This window comes from Pseudomonas sp. R1-7, assembly GCF_051132105.1.
In the GTDB taxonomy this organism is placed as follows: Bacteria; Pseudomonadota; Gammaproteobacteria; order Pseudomonadales; family Pseudomonadaceae; genus Aquipseudomonas.
In genome coordinates, this window is record NZ_CP071661.1 from 5,712,340 (window position 1) to 5,729,234 (window position 16,895).

14 protein-coding genes and 1 pseudogene are annotated in these 16,895 nt (G+C 62.2%); 4 read left to right on the top strand and 11 right to left on the bottom strand.

The features are described 5' to 3' along the window. Nucleotides 1–230: 230 nt before the first annotated feature. Together argA and argE are read right to left on the bottom strand one after the other, a co-directional pair. Nucleotides 231–1,529, bottom strand: coding sequence for an amino-acid N-acetyltransferase (gene argA / locus J3P79_RS25860; RefSeq protein WP_434606756.1), 1,299 nt, complete (start codon nt 1,527–1,529; stop codon nt 231–233). Nucleotides 1,530–1,666: 137 nt separating this feature from the next. After that, entirely contained in the window at nt 1,667–2,824 is a 1,158-nt protein-coding gene (gene argE / locus J3P79_RS25865) for an acetylornithine deacetylase (RefSeq protein ID WP_434606758.1), read from the bottom strand. Nucleotides 2,825–2,981: 157 nt separating this feature from the next. On the opposite strand from argE, the gene J3P79_RS25870 reads away from it, so the two are divergent. Further along, nucleotides 2,982–4,349 carry an inorganic triphosphatase gene (locus tag J3P79_RS25870; protein ID WP_434606761.1) on the top strand — a complete coding sequence of 456 codons (1,368 nt, stop codon included), beginning with the start codon at nt 2,982–2,984 and terminating at the stop codon, nt 4,347–4,349. 94 nt (nt 4,350–4,443) lie between these two features. Here the strand turns inward: J3P79_RS25870 and J3P79_RS25875 are convergent, their stop codons facing one another. Further along, nucleotides 4,444–4,914: an Lrp/AsnC family transcriptional regulator gene (locus J3P79_RS25875; protein ID WP_434606763.1), complete on the bottom strand. Its 471-nt coding sequence runs from the start codon at nt 4,912–4,914 to the stop codon at nt 4,444–4,446. Nucleotides 4,915–5,041: 127 nt separating this feature from the next. Between J3P79_RS25875 and J3P79_RS25880 the strand changes: the two genes are divergently transcribed. The 3 genes from J3P79_RS25880 to J3P79_RS25890 all read left to right on the top strand — a co-directional run bounded on the left by J3P79_RS25880 (nt 5,042) and on the right by J3P79_RS25890 (nt 7,749). Beyond that, complete coding sequence (locus J3P79_RS25880) at nt 5,042–5,380, top strand: hypothetical protein (RefSeq protein ID WP_434606766.1); 339 nt, start codon at nt 5,042–5,044, stop codon at nt 5,378–5,380. A 150-nt stretch (nt 5,381–5,530) separates the two neighbouring features. Next, nucleotides 5,531–7,315 carry a GspE/PulE family protein gene (locus J3P79_RS25885; protein WP_434606768.1) on the top strand — a complete coding sequence of 595 codons (1,785 nt, stop codon included), beginning with the start codon at nt 5,531–5,533 and terminating at the stop codon, nt 7,313–7,315. A 116-nt stretch (nt 7,316–7,431) separates the two neighbouring features. After that, nucleotides 7,432–7,749: a DUF2388 domain-containing protein gene (locus J3P79_RS25890; protein ID WP_434606770.1), complete on the top strand. Its 318-nt coding sequence runs from the start codon at nt 7,432–7,434 to the stop codon at nt 7,747–7,749. Nucleotides 7,750–7,826: 77 nt separating this feature from the next. Here the strand turns inward: J3P79_RS25890 and gcvH are convergent, their stop codons facing one another. From gcvH to J3P79_RS25930, 8 genes and pseudogenes are all read right to left on the bottom strand, one after another. Further along, on the bottom strand, nt 7,827–8,210 hold the full coding sequence (gene gcvH, locus J3P79_RS25895) for a glycine cleavage system protein GcvH (protein WP_434606772.1): 384 nt from the start codon (nt 8,208–8,210) through the stop codon (nt 7,827–7,829). A 53-nt stretch (nt 8,211–8,263) separates the two neighbouring features. Next, nucleotides 8,264–9,346 carry a glycine cleavage system aminomethyltransferase GcvT gene (gcvT, locus tag J3P79_RS25900; RefSeq protein ID WP_039590298.1) on the bottom strand — a complete coding sequence of 361 codons (1,083 nt, stop codon included), beginning with the start codon at nt 9,344–9,346 and terminating at the stop codon, nt 8,264–8,266. Nucleotides 9,347–9,515: 169 nt separating this feature from the next. After that, complete coding sequence (locus J3P79_RS25905; protein ID WP_434606774.1) at nt 9,516–11,141, bottom strand: ABC transporter permease; 1,626 nt, start codon at nt 11,139–11,141, stop codon at nt 9,516–9,518. Between the two features lie 214 nt (nt 11,142–11,355). After that, the gene (locus tag J3P79_RS25910; protein WP_434606776.1) at nt 11,356–12,360 is read right to left on the bottom strand and encodes an extracellular solute-binding protein; all 1,005 of its coding nucleotides are present in this window, start codon (nt 12,358–12,360) and stop codon (nt 11,356–11,358) included. Nucleotides 12,361–12,508: 148 nt separating this feature from the next. Then, entirely contained in the window at nt 12,509–13,726 is a 1,218-nt protein-coding gene (locus J3P79_RS25915; protein WP_434611614.1) for a 2-octaprenyl-3-methyl-6-methoxy-1,4-benzoquinol hydroxylase, read from the bottom strand. Nucleotides 13,727–13,787: 61 nt separating this feature from the next. Beyond that, on the bottom strand, nt 13,788–14,975 hold the full coding sequence (gene ubiH / locus J3P79_RS25920; RefSeq protein WP_434606778.1) for a 2-octaprenyl-6-methoxyphenyl hydroxylase: 1,188 nt from the start codon (nt 14,973–14,975) through the stop codon (nt 13,788–13,790). Then, nucleotides 14,972–16,306 (bottom strand): Xaa-Pro aminopeptidase, encoded by a 1,335-nt coding sequence (gene pepP, locus J3P79_RS25925; protein ID WP_434606780.1) that lies wholly within the window; start codon nt 16,304–16,306, stop codon nt 14,972–14,974. The genes ubiH and pepP overlap by 4 nt, the downstream gene beginning before the upstream one ends. Nucleotides 16,307–16,333: 27 nt before the next feature. Next, a pseudogene (locus tag J3P79_RS25930) lies at nt 16,334–16,884 on the bottom strand (YecA family protein). Nucleotides 16,885–16,895: the final 11 nt, after the last annotated feature.

Here is a 16,895-nt window from a genome sequence, read left to right on the forward strand (position 1 = left end):
ATCACAGTGTCATCAAGCCGTGACATGCCTTATCGGCGACGCAGAGGATTTACTGAACGGTCAATTCGTCAGGGATTTATCAGGCACCGTGATTCCGGGCGACGAAATGAGTTTGCGCGCCTCCTGCGCCTTCGATCCTGTTCACGACCGCTCGCGTATGCCGCGATCTTGACCGGTTCCAGACTAGCTGCTCATTGTCTGAAATCAAGATCGCGGTAAAGCGTGGCCGCCTAAAGGGACTTTTCGAAGATCTTCGAATTGCGCTGATAGTTGTAGAGCGACGCGCGGGCTGCGGGCAGCCGCTCGACGCTGCTGGGTTCGAAGCCCCGCTCACGGAACCAGTGGGCAGTCCGCGTCGTCAGTACGAACAGCGTCTTGAGCCCTTGGGCACGGGCCCGGGTTTCGATCCGCTCCAACAACTCATCGCCCCTGCCGCCGTGGCGGTATTCCGGATTCACCGCCAGACAGGCCAACTCACCAGCATCCGAATCGGCGATCTGATACAGCGCCGCGCAAGCGATGATCATCCCTTCACGCTCGACCACACTGAACTGCTCGATCTCACGCTCCAGCACCTCGCGAGAACGACGCACCAGGATGCCCTGCTCTTCCAAGGGGCTGATCAGGTCCAGCAATCCGCCGACGTCTTCGATGGCCGCCTCGCGCACCACCTCGAACTGCTCCTGGGCCACCAGCGTGCCGCTGCCGTCACGGGTGAACAATTCGGCCAGCAGCGCGCCATTCTCGGCATAGCTGACGATGTGGCTGCGCGCGACACCACCACGGCAGGCCTGAGCCGCGGCATCCAGAAGTTCGGCTTGATAGTCGCTGCCCAGGCGCTGCATGTGGGCCGGGACCTGTTGCGGACGCAACTCACGGACCAGTCGCCCATCTTCGCCGATCAGGCCTTGCTCGGCGCCGAACAGGAGCAATTTGTCCGCCGCCAGGTCAATGGCTGCCCGGGTGGCGACGTCTTCGCAGGCCAGGTTGAAAATCTCGCCGGTGGGCGAATATCCCAGCGGTGACAGCAGCACGATGGAGCGCTCGTCCAGCAGGCGATTGATGCCTTTGCGATCGACTCGGCGCACTTCGCCGGTGTGGTGATAATCCACGCCTTCGAGCACGCCGATCGGCCGGGCGGTGACCAGGTTGCCGCTGGCGACACGCAACCGCGAGCCCTGCATCGGCGATGACGCCATGTCCATGGACAGGCGTGCCTCGATGGCGATGCGCAACTGGCCGACCGCGTCGATCACGCATTCCAGTGTCGCCGCATCAGTGATGCGCATGCCGTGGTGATAATGCGGCGTCAGGCCACGGGCAGCCAGGCGTGCCTCGATCTGCGGGCGCGAACCATGGACCAGCACCAGCCGCACGCCGAGACTGTGCAGCAACACCAGGTCGTGGACGATGTTGCCGAAATTAGGGTGTTCCACCCCATCGCCGGGCAGCATGACGATGAAGGTGCAGTCGCGGTGGGCATTGATATAAGGCGAAGCGTGACGAAGCCAATTGACGTATTCGGGCATGAACCTGGACCTGTAATAAATAACAGCCGAAAAAAGACGAAACAGAACGCACAGCGGGCTGGTGGTTATCGTCGGAACAGGCTTGGCGACACGCGCGCTCTCCTCATGTGATGAATACGGGCCCGCACGCGGGCAATTTAACCGGCCGTGGCCGGCGTCAGGCAGTAATGACCGATCAACTGACGCAGCAATTGCACGGTAGGCTGCAAACGTGACATTTCAAGGTACTCGCCGGGCTGATGGGCGCAGGCAATATCACCAGGCCCCAGCACCAGGGTTTCGCAGCCAAGGCGCTGAAGATAAGGCGCTTCGGTGCCAAACGCCACTGCTTCGGCGCGATACCCCGTCAATCGCTCGGCCACACGCACCAACTCGGCATCCTCGGCCTGCTCGAACGGCGGCACCTCAGGGAACAACGGCGCATAGTCGATCTTGACCTTGTGGCGTTCGGCAATGGGATCGAGCTTTTGCTGGATCGCTGCCCGCAGTACTTGCGGGTCCATGCCAGGCAAGGGGCGCAAGTCGAACTCCATGGAGCATTGGCCACAAATCCGGTTGGGATTGTCGCCGCCGTGGATGCAGCCAAAATTCAGCGTCGGTTGCGGCACGGTGAATTGCGGATTACGGAATTCACGTTGCCATTGCAACCGCAAGCCGCGCAGCTCTCCCATGGCGTCGTGCATGGCTTCGAGGGCGCTGTGGCCCAGGCTTGGGTCGGATGAGTGGCCGCTGCGCCCGAGAATGTCGATGCGCTCCATCATCACGCCCTTGTGCAGGCGAATCGGCCGCAGGCCGGTGGGCTCGCCGATCACCGCAGCGCGGCCCAATGGCCGGCCGGCATCGGCCAGGGCGCGGGCGCCGGCCATGGAGCTTTCTTCATCGCACGTGGCGAGGATCAACAACGGCTGCTTGAACGGTTGGTCCAGCAGCGGCTTGACCGCTTCGATCGCCAGGGCGAAAAAACCTTTCATGTCGCAACTGCCCAGGCCCACCCATCGCCCATCGACCTCGGTGAGTTTCAGCGGATCGGTCTGCCACAACGCGCCGTCGAACGGCACCGTGTCACTGTGGCCAGCCAGCACCAGCCCGCCGGGACCCGTGCCGAAACTCGCCAGGAGGTTGAACTTGCCGGGGCTGACCTGTTGGATATCACAGGAAAACCCAAGCTCGGTGAGCCAGCCCGCCAGCAGCTCGATAACGGCGCCATTGGACTGGTCCAGCGCCGCCTGGGTGCAGCTGACCGATGGCGCAGCGATCAGGGCAGCGAATTGATCTTTCATGGACGGCAAAGGCATCGCTGGCTCCGGACTTGCAAATTGAAGTCCATCATAGAGCCATCGAGCGCAAGGATGGAACCGTTCGGCGCGTAGGCTCGACGAGTCCTGTACACTGCACGGCCTTGGCAGCCACACCTTTCCCCGGCTGCGCACCCGATCCCTGGATTTTCCGGCCATGCAGAAAGAAACCGAAATCAAACTCCGCGTCAGCCGCGAGACCCTGGCAGCGTTGCGTGAGCATCCGCTGTTGAAAAAACGCAACAAGAGTGGCTGGGAACGCCACGAACTGATGAACCAGTATTTCGACACGCCGGAACGTGACCTGGCCCGGGCCAAAGTCGCCCTGCGCCTGCGCCGAGACGGCGAAGAAGTGATCCAGACCCTCAAGACACGCGGCCAGAGCATCGCCGGCCTGTCCGAGCGCAACGAATACGACTGGCACCTGCCCAAGGCCAAGCTGGACCTGAAGAAACTCGCGGGCGAGTGCTGGCCCGAGGCACTGGCGGAGCTCGACAAAAAGACCCTCAAGGCAATCTTCACCACCGACTTCGTTCGTGAACGCGCCGAAATCGCCTGGGGCCGTGGCAAAAGCAAAGTGGTCATCGAAGCCGCGCTGGACCTGGGCCACGTCGTGGTCGGCAAGCAGAAGGAAGAAATCTGCGAGTTGGAGCTGGAACTGCGTGAAGGCGAACCTGCCGCGCTGCTGGAACTGGCCGCCGAGCTGGCCGCGACCCTGCCCTTGATGCCTTGCGATATCAGCAAGGCCGAACGTGGCTATCGCCTGCATGATGCGAGCAGTTACGCCCTGAGCCTGCCAGCTCCGCAATTGAGCGCCGAAACGCCACTGGACGATGCCTTCGCGGCGCTGAGCTGGCATTTGCTGGGCAGCAGCCAGCGCCTGGCCGAGCAATATCGTTTCAATGGCCACTGGCGCCTGCTGCAAGACTGGGTGGAAAATCTCGCCGAACTGCGCGCCCTGCTCAGCAGCCTCGGCCAGGCCGCGCCTCGCCAATCCACCCATGACCTGCGGGTTGCCTTGGACGCACTGCTCGAAGACTGGCGTCCGCTGGTTCAGGCCGGCCTTGAAGACGAAGACGTGCGCAAGGCGGCACCGGAGCAGTTCCTCGAAGAGCTGCAAGACCCGCGCTGGGGCCTCTTCTCCCTCCAAGCGTCACGCTGGCTGCTGGCCCGCAGCTGGGCCGCCGACCGCAACACCCGTGGCAACCGCCAGGGCGCGGCGCAACTAGGCAGCTGGTTGCCACGCCTGTTGAGCGAAGAAGCTTCGTCCTTGCAGCTGCAACGTTACCAGCAGCAGCCGGAAGACCTAGCCGAGCAACTGCCGCGCATCGAACGCATCCAGGCCTGGCTGCATCATGCCCGCCAGGTGCTGGAAATTGCTGAGATGGACCGGCTCTACGGCGAATTGAACAAACTGGCGCAATTGGCCAACGAACCGATCACCGACGAGCTTCTGGATGCGCGCAAGCAACAGGCGATCGCGGTGTATCAGAATCGGGCCTGGAAGACTTTGCTGCGCCTGTAATCGATACACCCTTGGCGTCTGGAACACCGCTTTCGCGAGCAAGCCCGGGAGCGGGCTTGCTCGCGAAGGGGCCAGCAAGTCCCTTGAAATTCAACTAGCGCACCACCGGCAAACTCGTCGTGGACTTGACCTCCGACAGCGCCACGATCGAGTTCACTTCCTGAATCCCGGGCACCATCGACAGCTTCTCGAAAAAGAAGCGCTCGTAGGCCTCGATGTCCGCCGTGACAATGCGCAGCAAGAAATCCACCGATCCCATCAGCACGTAGCATTCCAGTACCTCGGGGAAGCCGCGGATCGCTTCGGTGAATTCGGTGAAATTCGAGCGTCCGTGGGCATTGAGCTTTATTTCGGCGAATATCTGCGTGTTGAGGCCGATTTTCTTGCGATCCAGCAGGGTTACTTGCCCGCGAATGACCCCCTCCTCCTTCATCCGCTGAATCCGACGCCAGCAAGGCGATTGGGACAAACCCACCTGCTCGGCGATCTGCCCACTGGAAAGCGAAGCGTCTTCCTGCAGCAAGGCCAGTATTCTTCGATCATAGCCGTCCAGCTCGCTCTGCATAAATAAACCCCACTCCGCTCAAGATTTGACTAGTTCAATTCGGCCAATCCGCAAAATCAGGCCATCTTAGATAAGAAATACCCTGGCGCCCATGCAAAGATTTCTCCTGACTTCTGGAGACTTCCCCATGCCCATATTGGAAACCGTCACTGCACCAGTGCTTCGTGCCGACGCCTGGCACACCACCAACACCCATTGTCGCGCTCAATATCTTTTGCTCGGCGAAGCCGAGCCGGACCTGCCCTGCCGGGTGCTCAATCTCTTTGCCTTGCAAGGCCTCACGCTGGAAACGGCACGGATCGAGCGCCTCGACGATCTGCTGTCGATAGAGATCCTCGTGGCCGGGCTGAGCTGGCACCGCGCGCAAGTGATCGCTGAAAAATTGCGTAACCTGATCAGCGTCTGTTCGGTGGACTTGCAGGACGCCGATATTGCGCGGGCCGGGCCGGTCCTGGCGGCCGGTTGAGAGCGTCCAGGCAAGAATTGGAAACGCATTGGTCGGGTAGTGGCCCAACGGTCCATAGGGTCGGGACTATTCTTTTGCAGAACGAGCCAGGACGCCGAAGCGTCTGTATCGCGGCTTTGCTGCATTAGTCCAATAGGAACCCGAACGCCCATGTCCACCAAACACGCCACTCAGGACCGCTGGCTGGACCTCAACGACCTGCTGCGCCAATTGGTCACCCAAGGCCTCATCAGCCAGGATTCGGCCGAGACTGCGCTCAATGCCCGCCGGCGCCATAACGCCAACAGCCAGCTACACCCACTGGAATTCATCGCCAACCAACACCTCGACGACCTCAGCCGCCCCGGCAAGCGCCTGGACCTGGAGAACCTGACGCTATGGCTGGCCCAGCAGGCCGACCAGCCCTACATGCGCATCGACCCGTTGAAGATCAACGTGGCGGCCGTTACGCCGTTGATGTCCTACGCCTTTGCACAGCGCCACAAGATCCTCGCGGTCGCGGTGGATCGCGACGCCGTCACGGTCGCCAGCGCCCAGCCCTATGTCAGCAGTTGGGAATCGGACCTGACCCATGTGCTCAAATTGCCGGTCAAGCGCGTGGTGGCCAACCCCGTCGACATCCAACGCCTGAGCGTGGAGTTCTATCGACTGGCCAAGTCGGTCAGCGGCGCGACGACCGTCGACCAGCAACCCAGCAACCTGACCAATTTCGAACAACTGCTCAACCTGGGTGCCAGTGACCAGGAGCCGGACGCCAACGACGCGCATATCGTCAATATCGTCGACTGGCTGTTCCAGTACGCGTTCCAGCAACGAGCCAGCGATATCCATATCGAACCGCGCCGAGAGCAAGGCACCGTGCGCTTTCGCATCGACGGCGTGCTGCACACCGTCTACCAATTTCCGCCACAGGTAACGATGGCCATCATCAGCCGGCTCAAGAGCCTGGGCCGGATGAACGTCGCGGAAAAGCGCAAGCCTCAGGATGGCCGCGTCAAGACCAAGACCCCGGATGGCGGCGAGGTGGAGTTGCGACTGTCGACCTTGCCCACCGCGTTCGGCGAGAAAATGGTCATGCGGATCTTCGACCCGGAAGTGCTGCTCAAGGATTTCGACCAGCTCGGTTTTTCCGCAGACGATTTGCGCCGCTGGCAGGACATGACTCGCCAGCCCAACGGCATCATCCTGGTCACGGGTCCCACCGGGTCCGGCAAGACAACCACCCTGTACACCACGCTGAAAAAACTGGCGACGCCGGAAGTGAACCTCTGCACCATTGAAGACCCGATTGAAATGGTCGAGGCCTCCTTCAACCAGATGCAGGTCCAGCACAATATCGAGCTGTCCTTTGCCGCCGGGGTACGCGCGCTGATGCGGCAAGACCCGGACATCATCATGATCGGCGAGATTCGCGACCTGGAGACCGCCGAAATGGCGATCCAGGCAGCGCTCACCGGACACCTCGTGCTCTCGACACTGCACACCAACGATGCACCGAGCGCGATCAGCCGGCTGCTGGAGCTCGGCGTGCCGCATTACCTGATCAAGGCCACGGTACTCGGGGTCATGGCCCAGCGCCTGGTGCGAACGTTGTGCCCCCATTGCAAGGCGCCCCTGGCCCTGGACGAAGACGACTGGCAAACCCTGACACGTCCCTGGCAGGCGCCACTGCCCACCAATGCCCAGCAGGCCGTCGGTTGCTCGGAATGCCGTGACACCGGTTATCGCGGACGTGCTGGGGTGTACGAGATCATGCAACTGAGCGACAGCGTCAAAGGCCTGATCCACCCCGACACCGACTTGCTGGCCGTGCGTCGCCAGGCGTTCAAGGAAGGCATGCGCAGCTTGCGGCTTTCGGGCGCGCAAAAAGTGGCGGCGGGCTTGACCACCGTGGAGGAAGTGTTGCGAGTGACGCCACAGAGCGAGCAAAAGTAGTCATAGCGACGGGCGGCGAACCGTATTGGCGGTTGAAGAGCTGACTGACGTGTCATGGAACTGAATCGGGGCAACGGCAATCCAAAGTCATAGTTAACCCTGTGGAGTCACCTATCATGCGTCTCAAACTTGCTGCCGCGACCCTGGCCTTGCTGTCTATCCCCGTGGGCTCGGCAATGGCCGACACGTTTTGGCGTAACGTCATTTCCTCCGGTGCGACCACCGGTTCCACCTACCTGACCTTCAAGGATAACAAGCTGATCGTCGCCGCCCAGGACGACGCCGGCAGCTTCGTCGCCAGTGACGGCGGTATTCGTGGCCCTTATCTGGAAGCGGCCATGCAGAAAGTCCGTGCCGACAACCCAGGCCTGCAAGCCACCGACATGGAACTGGCCAACGCGATCCTGGCGAAAAACGCCATTGCCCAGGAATAATCCACGGCCCATAAAAAAATGCCGCTCGATCGAGCGGCATTTTTTTACCCGGAGAATACTCCAAGGCTGTCCCGTCGTTATTCGCCGATTGCAGCCTTGTAGCCGGCAGCGTCCAGCAGCTTGTCCAGCTCGGACGCGTCGCTTGGCTTGAGCTTGAAGATCCAAGCCCCGTAAGGATCGGAGTTCAACAGTTCTGGCGAACCACTCAATTCTTCGTTGACTTCAATCACTTCACCGGCAATCGGGGCGTAGATGTCGGAAGCGGCCTTGACCGACTCCACCACACCGGCTTGATCGCCCGCAGCGAAAACCTTACCGACTTCAGTCAGCTCGACAAACACCACGTCGCCCAACGCTTCCTGCGCGTGGTCGCTGATGCCCACGGTGACAGTACCGTCGGCTTCCAGGCGCGCCCACTCGTGGCTTTCGGCAAAACGCAGTTCGGCAGGAATATCGCTCATAATTCAGTGTCCTCAAGAGAAAGTGTCAGCGGCCAGCGGCCCGCCGCGAAAAGTCAGATCAGGGTTTTACCATGGCGGACGAAGGTTGGCTTGACCACTCGCACCGGGTACCACTTGCCACGAATTTCCACCTCGGCACGGTCAGCAGTAGCCATCGGAACACGCGCCAGGGCAATCGACTTGCTAAGCGTAGGAGAAAAACTACCACTGGTGATCTCTCCTTCGCCAACATTGGCGATACGGACCACTTGGTGGGCGCGTAGAACACCGCGCTCTTCCAGCACCAGCCCCACCAGTTTGTGCTGTACGCCAGCGGCGAGTTCAGCCTCCAGCGCAGCGCGACCGATGAACTGGCGATCCGCAGGTTCCCACGCAATGCTCCAGGCCATGTTCGAGGCCAACGGCGAAACATCCTGGTGGATGTCCTGGCCGTAGAGGTTCATGCCGGCTTCCAGGCGCAAGGTGTCGCGCGCGCCCAGCCCGATGGGAGAAATGCCGGCACCCACCAGGTCGTTGAAAAAACTCGGGGCTTCATGGGCCGGCAGGACAATTTCCAGGCCGTCCTCGCCGGTGTAGCCGGTCCGGGCGATGAACCAGTCACCGTCGGCGCGACCTTCGAAGGGCTTGAGCTGCTGGATCAATTGGCCGCGTGGTTGCGTGACCAGCTCAGCGATCTTGTGCCGGGCCTGGGGCCCCTGGATAGCCAGCATCGCCAGTTCGGCGCGCTCGTGAAGTTGCACCTGGTAATCGCCGAGTTGCGCCTGCATCCAGGCCAAGTCCTGATCCCGGGTCGAGGCGTTGAATACCAGCCGATAACCGTCCTCGACGCGATAAATGATCATGTCGTCGACAATGCCGCCGCGCTCGTTGAGCATCGTGCTGTACAACGCACGACCGGTGTCCTGCAAGCGATCGACGTCATTGGCCAGCAAACGCTGTAGCCAGGCTTTGGCCTGGGGACCGGCGACGTCGATCACGGTCATGTGGGATACATCGAACACACCGCAGTCGCGGCGCACCTGATGGTGTTCTTCAACTTGCGATCCATAATGCAAGGGCATATCCCAACCGCCAAAATCGACCATTTTCGCGCCGAGGGCGAGATGAAGGTCATACAGAGGCGTACGCTGTCCCATGGGTTTCTCCTTCCGGGCTTGGCGAAGGTGCGGACGGGTACTGCCACAGCCCGAACGCCTGAAAAAAGGATTTTTCTGACGCTCCTAGCTACCCGGTCCGACAGACGGACCGCACCGAATGCCGCGCATTGTAGCCGCATGATCCAGGACTGGCACCTAGGCGTGTGCTCTATTCACTGAGAACGCGCCGATGGGCCGAACGTCGTATCAATCCGATGACCGGCAGCAATCCCACCAGCACCAGGGTCAGCGCCGGCAAAGCAGCTCGCGCCCACTCCCCTTCGCTGGTCATCTCAAAAACCCGTACCGCCAGCGTATCCCAGCCAAACGGGCGCATCAGCAATGTCGCCGGCATTTCCTTGAGCACGTCAACGAACACCAGAAGCGCGGCGCTCAAGGTGCCTGGGAGCAGCAACGGCAGATACACTTTGAAAAACAGTCGCGGCCCACTCACCCCGAGGCTTCGTGCGGCTTCGGGCAACGACGGACGAATGCGCGCCAGGCTGCTTTCCAACGGGCCGTAGGCCACGGCCAGGAAACGCACCAGGTACGCCAGCAACAGCGCCGACAAGCTGCCCAGCAGCAACGGCTTGCCCGCGCCCCCGAACAGGGTCGACAGCGGAATGACCAGTTCGCGGTCCAGATAGCTGAACGCAAGCATGATCGACACCGCCAGCACTGAGCCGGGCAAGGCGTAACCCAGGTTTGCCAGGCCGACACCGGCGCGGATGGACCGGGTCGGTGCCAGGCGCCGAGCGAAAGCCAGCAGCAAGGCGACACTGACCGTAACAAGCGCCGCGAGACCACCCAAATAGAGCGTATGGACAATCAGTCCGGCATAACGCTCGTCCAGGTCGAAACGACCGCGCTGCCAAAACCACACGACCAATTGCGTGACGGGAATGACAAACGCACAGGCGAAGACCAGCAGGCACCAGCCGCTGGCCGCCAGCGCCTTGAGTCCTCGCAAGTGGTAAAGCGCCTGGACACGCGGTCGCTCGTTGCCGGCCCGTTGGGCGCCTCGGGCGCGGCGTTCGCCATAGAGCACCACCATGACCGCCAACAACAGGAGGCTGGCCAGTTGGGCGGCGCTGGAGAGGCTGAAGAAACCGTACCAGGTCTTGTAGATGGCCGTGGTAAACGTGTCGAAGTTGAACACTGACACCGCACCGAAGTCCGCCAGGGTTTCCATCAGCGCGAGCGCCACGCCAGCGCCGATTGCCGGTCGGGCCATCGGTAGCGCTACGCGCCAGAACGCCTGCCATGGCGACTGCCCGAGCACCCGGGCCGCTTCCATCAAGCCCTTGCCTTGCGCCAGGAAAGCACTTCGCGCGAGCAGGTAGACATAGGGATAGAAAACCAGGACCAGAACCAGGATTACCCCGCCAGTGGAGCGCACCCGAGGCAGGCGCAGGCCACTGCCGAACCATTCGCGCAGCAGCGTTTGCACCGGACCGGCAAAATCCAGCAGGCCAACGAAGACAAACGCCAACACATAGGCGGGAATCGCGAACGGCAGCATCAACGCCCAATCGAGCCATCGTCGGCCAGGGAACTCGCAGAGGCTGGTGAGCCAGGCCAGGCTCACGCCCAGCAGCGTCACGCCGACGCCCACGCCAAGTATCAACGTCAGGGTATTGCCCAACAGGCGCGGCATCTGGGTGTCCCAGAGGTGGGACCAGATTTGCGGATCGATGCTCTGCCAGGACAGCAGCAGCACACTCAGGGGCAACAAGACCAGCGCAGCGACGACGAAGACCAGGGGATACCAGCGGCGTTGGGCGGGGTGGGTCAAGGAGAGCTCTCTTCTGATGTCATCACTGACAAATGGTCTGATGTGGCGAGGGAGCTTGCTCCCGCTGGGCTACGAAGTAGCCCCAACGTCGAGGATCATGCCCCGTCAGATAGACCTCGGCCGATATTCCGGGAGGGCTTCGCCCTGGAGCGCCAGCCCGGTCCAGCGGGAGCAAGCTCCCTCGCCACACTTCATCGAACGACTGAGGGTTGACTCAATTCCAGCCAGCGCGGTCCATCATGCGGATGGCTTCGGCCTGGCGTTTACCCGCGACTTCCACCGGCAACGTATCGGCCTTGAACTTGCCCCAGGCGGCGACCTCCTTGGAGGGTTCCACTTTCGGGTTCGCCGGGAACTCCTGGTTCACGTCGGCAAAGATGCTTTGCGCTTCAGGCGTGGTCATCCACTCCACCAGCTTCTTCGCGGCTTCCGGGTGCGGCGCATGCTTGGTCAAGCCAATGCCCGAGAGGTTGATGTGCACGCCCCGATCGGCCTGGTTCGGCCAGAACAACTTGACCTTCAAGTCCGGCTTCTGCTGGTGCAGGCGACCGTAGTAATAGGTGTTGACGATACCGACATCACACTGGCCGGCATTGATCGCTTCAAGCAGCGCAGTGTCGTCGGAGAACACGTCGGTGGACAGGTTCTTGACCCAGCCTTTGAGGATTTCCTCGGTTTTTTCCGCACCGTGGGTTTCGATCAGGGTCGCGGTCAGGGACTGGTTGTAGACCTTCTTCGACGTCCGCAGGCACAAACGGCCTTCCCACTCTTTGCCAGCCAGGGCTTCATAGGTGGTCAACTCGCCCGGTTTGACCCGGTCAGTGGAATAGACGATGGTCCGCGCCCGCAGGCTCAGGCCAGTCCAGGCATGGGAAGAGGCGCGGTATTGAGGCGGGATGTTCGCGTCGATCACCGGGGAGGTGAAGGGCTGGAGAATCCCCATCTGCTCGGCCTGCCAAAGGTTGCCGGCGTCCACGGTAAGCAGCAGGTCGGCGGTGGCGTTCGCACCTTCGGCCTTGATCCGCTGCATCAGGGGCGCTTCCTTGTCGGTGATGAACTTCACCGCTACGCCGGTCTTCTTGGTGTACGCATCGAAAACCGGTTTGATCAATTCATCGATGCGCGAGGAGTAGACCACCACCTCATCGGCGGCCTGGGCGGCGGAAGTGCCAATCAGGGCCAAGGCGAGGGCGGACAGCAGGCGTTTAGTGGCCGACATAGTAGCGGTCTCTCGGTTGTGAACGGAGCGCAAATGATAAGGACTCACATTTAGCACCACAATCGGCCAGTGGGCAGACACGTTTCCAAATGTTGCGGAGTTGGGATTGAGATAATTGCTCGCGAGGCCACCATCCACCCGACACCGCTCAGGCCTTGGCCAGTTCCGGCAAATCCCCAATCAACCCCAGCGCCTCGCGCACAAACAACGCCTTGGCCTCCGGCAGGCGGTCCACCAGTTTCAGCCCGGTGTTGCGCAACCAGCGAACCGGCAGCGGATCAGCCTGGAACAACCGTTCGAACCCCTCCATTGCCGCCATCAACGCCAGGTTGTGGGGCATGCGTCGCCGCTCGTAGCGGCTCAATACCTTCACATCCGCCAAACGCTCGCCGCGTCCGGCCGCTTGCAGCAGGACTTCGGCCAACACCGCCGCGTCGAGGAACCCCAGGTTCACCCCCTGCCCGGCCAACGGATGAATGGTATGGGCCGCATCGCCGATCAGCGCGAGCCCTTCCGCCACGTAGCGCTTGGCATGGCGCTGGCGCAGCGGCACGCACAGGCGCGGATCGGCGCTCAGTACCGTGCCGAGCTGGCCTTCGAAGGCGCGCTCCAATTCGTTGCAGAACGCGGAGTCATCCAGCGCCATCAGGCGCTGCGCTTCATCGGGAGTAGTGGACCAGACGATCGAACACCAATCGTGCTGGCCGTCACGCTCCAGCGGCAGGAACGCCAGCGGGCCGTTATCGGTGAAGCGCTGCCATGCCGTCATTCGATGCGCCCGGGCAGTGCGCACGCTGGTGACGATGGCGTGATGCAGGTAATCCCACTCGCGGGTGGCCACGCCGGTCAGGCGGCGCACAGCGGAATTCGCGCCGTCGGCGGCAATCACCAGCGGCGCGCGCAAGGTGCGGCCATCGGCCAGGGTCAGCAGCCAATCGTCGCCGGAACGACGCATCTGCTCCAGCCGGGCATTGGCCAGCAGGCCCAGGTCGCAGTCATGCAGCCGATCCAGCAAGGCGTCCTGCACCACGCGGTTCTCGACGATGTGCCCAAGTGCCTCGGCATGCAGGCTGGCGGCCGAAAAATGGATCTGCCCGGTGCCGCTGCCATCCCAGACGTGCATGTCGGTATAAGGGCTGGCACGCCGGGCGGTAATGCCCTCCCAGACGCCCAGGCGATCGAGGATCCGCTGGCTGGCCGTCGACAAGGCGCTGACCCGGGGCTCGAATGCGGCCTGGGCATCGAAGGGCTTGACGCTCATCGGGCTGCCGTCGAGCAGCAGCACTTGCAAGCCACTGCCCTGCAAGGCCAGCGCCAGGGCGCTGCCGACCATACCGGCACCGACGATAAGCAGATCTGCACGCAATTCCATGCTTTAAGCCTGTGTTGCTGGCGACATCAGCCGCCGATGGAAGGAATGATCCGGATCAAGCATCGGGGCGTGTTCCCAAGCCCATGGCCTGGCGGGCGAACCAGCGCTTGGCGGGGGGCAGCAGGTCCAGGCCCAGCAGGCCGAGATTTCGACCCAGGGACACCAGCGGCAGGTCGCTGCTGAAAAGCCGCGTCACCTGGTCCGAGAATCCCACGGTCAGGGCTTGGTCCATCCGCTGGCGTTCGCGATAGGCTTGCAACACTGCGAAGTCACCAGGCGTACTGTCGCTCTCGAGCAACGCATCGGCCAAGGCCTGGGCATCGCGCAAGGACAGGTTGAAGCCCTGCCCGGCAATCGGATGCAAGCTATGGGCGGCATTGCCCAGGATGGCCAGGTGCGGACGCACCTGTTCCTCGGCCTCCACCAGCGCCAACGGATAAAGATGCCGCGCGCCGACTTGCTTCAAGCTGCCCAGGCGATAGCCGAACACATTCTGCAGCTCACTGAGAAAACTGCGCTCATCGAGCGCTGCCAGCCGTTGCGCATCCATGCCCTGGCGTGTCCAGACCAATGCGCAGCGATTTTCCGGCAGCGGCAGCAACGCCATCGGGCCTTCGTCGGTGAAGCGCTCGAAAGCCATGCCGTTGTGCGCTTCGCTGGGTGTGATATTGGCGATCAAGGCACTTTGGTCGTAGGGACGGTTGCGGACCCCGACGCCAAGCTGTTCCCGCAGGCCCGAGCGCCCGCCGTCGGCCAATACCGCGAGGTCGCACTCCAGCACGGTTTCATCGTCCAGGGTCAGGCGATAGCCCGCGACTTGCGGCTCCATGCGGGTCACCTGCGCAGGGCAGCGCCAACTGACGACTTCCTTGTCCAGGCCTTGCCACAGGCACTGGCCGAGCCAGGCGTTTTCCACCACATAGCCGAGGGCCGGCACGCCCTCCTCCATGGCGGACAGACGCGCCGTGGAGAACCGCCCTCGGTCGGACACATGGATCTGCTTGATCGGCTCGGCCCGGCGGGAAATTTCCTGCCACAAGCCCAAGCGTTGATAAATCTGCCGCGCGCCGAACGAAAGCGCCGATGAACGCGCATCGTAGCTCGGTTGCCAGGCGTCACCGGGGGCGAAGGGTTCGATCAGCATGATCTTCCAGCCCCTGGCCTTCGCACCGGTTTGCAAGGCCAACGCCAGGCTCGCGCCGACCAGGCCACCACCGATGATCGCTACGTTGACCCGGTTCATGCCGCTTGAGCCCGCGCGGCGGCCATCAAGGCCTCGATTTCGGCGACCGTTTTCGGCACGCCGCGAGTCAGGATTTCACAACCGGTCTTGGTCACTACCACGTCATCCTCGATGCGCACGCCAATGCCGCGCCATTTTTTCGCTACGTTGCGATTGTCCGGCGCGATGTAAATGCCCGGCTCAACGGTCAAGGTCATTCCAACCTCCAACACTCGCCACTCGCCACCCACTCGGTATTCGCCCACGTCGTGCACATCCATACCCAGCCAATGGCCGGCGCGGTGCATGTAGAACGCCCGGTGGGCTTCGCTGGCGATCAATTCATCGACCTCGCCTTCCAGCAGCCCAAGGCGGACCAGCCCCTCGGTAATGACCCGGACCGTCGCTTCATGGGCCTGGTTCCAGTGCTTGTCCGGCGCAATTTCGGCAAACGCGGCTTCCTGGGCGGCCAGCACCACTTCGTAGATCGCCTTCTGCTCGGCAGAAAACTTGCCGCTGACCGGCCAGGTGCGGGTGATATCGCTGGCATAGCAATCGATCTCGCACCCGGCGTCGATCAACACCAGGTCGCCCTCCTTGAGCAGCGCGTCATTTTGCTGGTAGTGCAAAATACAGCTGTTGCGCCCCGCCGCGACAATGGAACCGTAGGCCGGCATTTTTGCCCCGCCCTTGCGAAATTCATAATCGAGCTCGGCTTCCAGGCTGTATTCGTACAGCCCTGGCCGCGCCGCCTGCATGGCCCGGATATGCGCCTGGGCGGAAATCCGCGCCGCTTCGCGCATCACTTTCACTTCCGCCGCCGATTTATACAGGCGCATGTCGTGCAGCAGATGATCCAGGGCAACGAATTCGTTCGGCGGCTGGGCACCGAGGTGGGCCTTGGAGCGGATCACGTTGATCCACTCCATCAGGTGCCGGTCGAACTCAGGGTTGCTGCCCATCGCCGAGTACACCCGGTCGCGGCCTTCGATCAGGCCCGGCAGGATGTCATCGATATCGGTGATGGGGAATGCATCGTCGGCGCCGTAGTCGCGGATCGCCCCCTCCTGGCCGGCGCGCAGGCCGTCCCACATTTCCCGCTCGGCGTTGCGCTCGCGGCAGAAGAGGATGTACTCGCCATGGGCCCGCCCGGGCATCAGCACGATGACCGCCTGCGGTTCGGGAAAGCCGCTGAGGTATTGGAAATCGCTGTCCTGGCGATAGACGTGCTCGACGTCGCGGTTGCGGATCGCAACGGCGGCGGCGGGCAGGATTGCGATGCTGTTGGGTTCCATCTGCGCCATCAAGGCCTTGCGGCGACGGCTGTATTCCGACTTCGGGATATGAATCATGGGCAGACGGTGTTCCCTTTCAAGCGATCAGTGCAGGGACGGCTTGGTGGCCGGCTCAGCGGTTTTCTTGGTCTCTGTGAACAGTAGCAGTGGCGCGACCCGCAGATACTCCATGACTTCCATATAGTCGCTTTCACCGTCGTCGGACTCTTCCAGGGCATCCTGCACTTGGGAGATGGCTGCCAGGTCTTGCAGGACTTCTTTCGCTTCGTCGCTCAGGGCGTATTCGCGGCGGGTCAGGCCGAAACCGGCAAGGAAGCCCTGGCACCACTGGCCCAGCGCAGCGGCGCGCTCGCTCAGCGGCGCATCGTCGGTCGGCAGCAGCAGGACGACGGTCATGTCATCGCTGGTCAACTCACCCTTGACCATTTCCTGCAGGCCGATGAGCGCATTGCGCACATTGTCTGCCGGCTCGCCTTCGAGCAGCTCGGCGGCGTCAGCCAGCCATCGGCGTCGAAACCGGCGCCGGCGCAGCTGCGGCCGAGCAACAGGCCGTGCAATTCGGCAGGCGAGACAGGATGACCGCTGGTGCTCAGCAGGGTGGCGAATGCTTGATACGGGGAATTCTGAATGGGCATGGGCAGCTAGG

Bases quoted from the DNA above. Each gene is read 5' to 3' on its own strand.
- J3P79_RS25910 (WP_434606776.1), bottom strand. From the start codon at position 12,360: ATGTCGGCCACTAAACGCCTGCTGTCCGCCCTCGCCTTGGCCCTGATT.
- argE (WP_434606758.1), bottom strand. From the start codon at position 2,824: ATGCCTTTGCCGTCCATGAAAGATCAATTCGCTGCCCTGATCGCTGCG.
- J3P79_RS25875 (WP_434606763.1), bottom strand. From the start codon at position 4,914: ATGCAGAGCGAGCTGGACGGCTATGATCGAAGAATACTGGCCTTGCTG.
- pepP (WP_434606780.1), bottom strand. From the start codon at position 16,306: ATGATTCATATCCCGAAGTCGGAATACAGCCGTCGCCGCAAGGCCTTG.
- ubiH (WP_434606778.1), bottom strand. From the start codon at position 14,975: ATGAACCGGGTCAACGTAGCGATCATCGGTGGTGGCCTGGTCGGCGCG.
- J3P79_RS25870 (WP_434606761.1), top strand. From the start codon at position 2,982: ATGCAGAAAGAAACCGAAATCAAACTCCGCGTCAGCCGCGAGACCCTG.
- J3P79_RS25890 (WP_434606770.1), top strand. From the start codon at position 7,432: ATGCGTCTCAAACTTGCTGCCGCGACCCTGGCCTTGCTGTCTATCCCC.
- gcvH (WP_434606772.1), bottom strand. From the start codon at position 8,210: ATGAGCGATATTCCTGCCGAACTGCGTTTTGCCGAAAGCCACGAGTGG.
- J3P79_RS25880 (WP_434606766.1), top strand. From the start codon at position 5,042: ATGCCCATATTGGAAACCGTCACTGCACCAGTGCTTCGTGCCGACGCC.
- argA (WP_434606756.1), bottom strand. From the start codon at position 1,529: ATGCCCGAATACGTCAATTGGCTTCGTCACGCTTCGCCTTATATCAAT.
- gcvT (WP_039590298.1), bottom strand. From the start codon at position 9,346: ATGGGACAGCGTACGCCTCTGTATGACCTTCATCTCGCCCTCGGCGCG.
- J3P79_RS25885 (WP_434606768.1), top strand. From the start codon at position 5,531: ATGTCCACCAAACACGCCACTCAGGACCGCTGGCTGGACCTCAACGAC.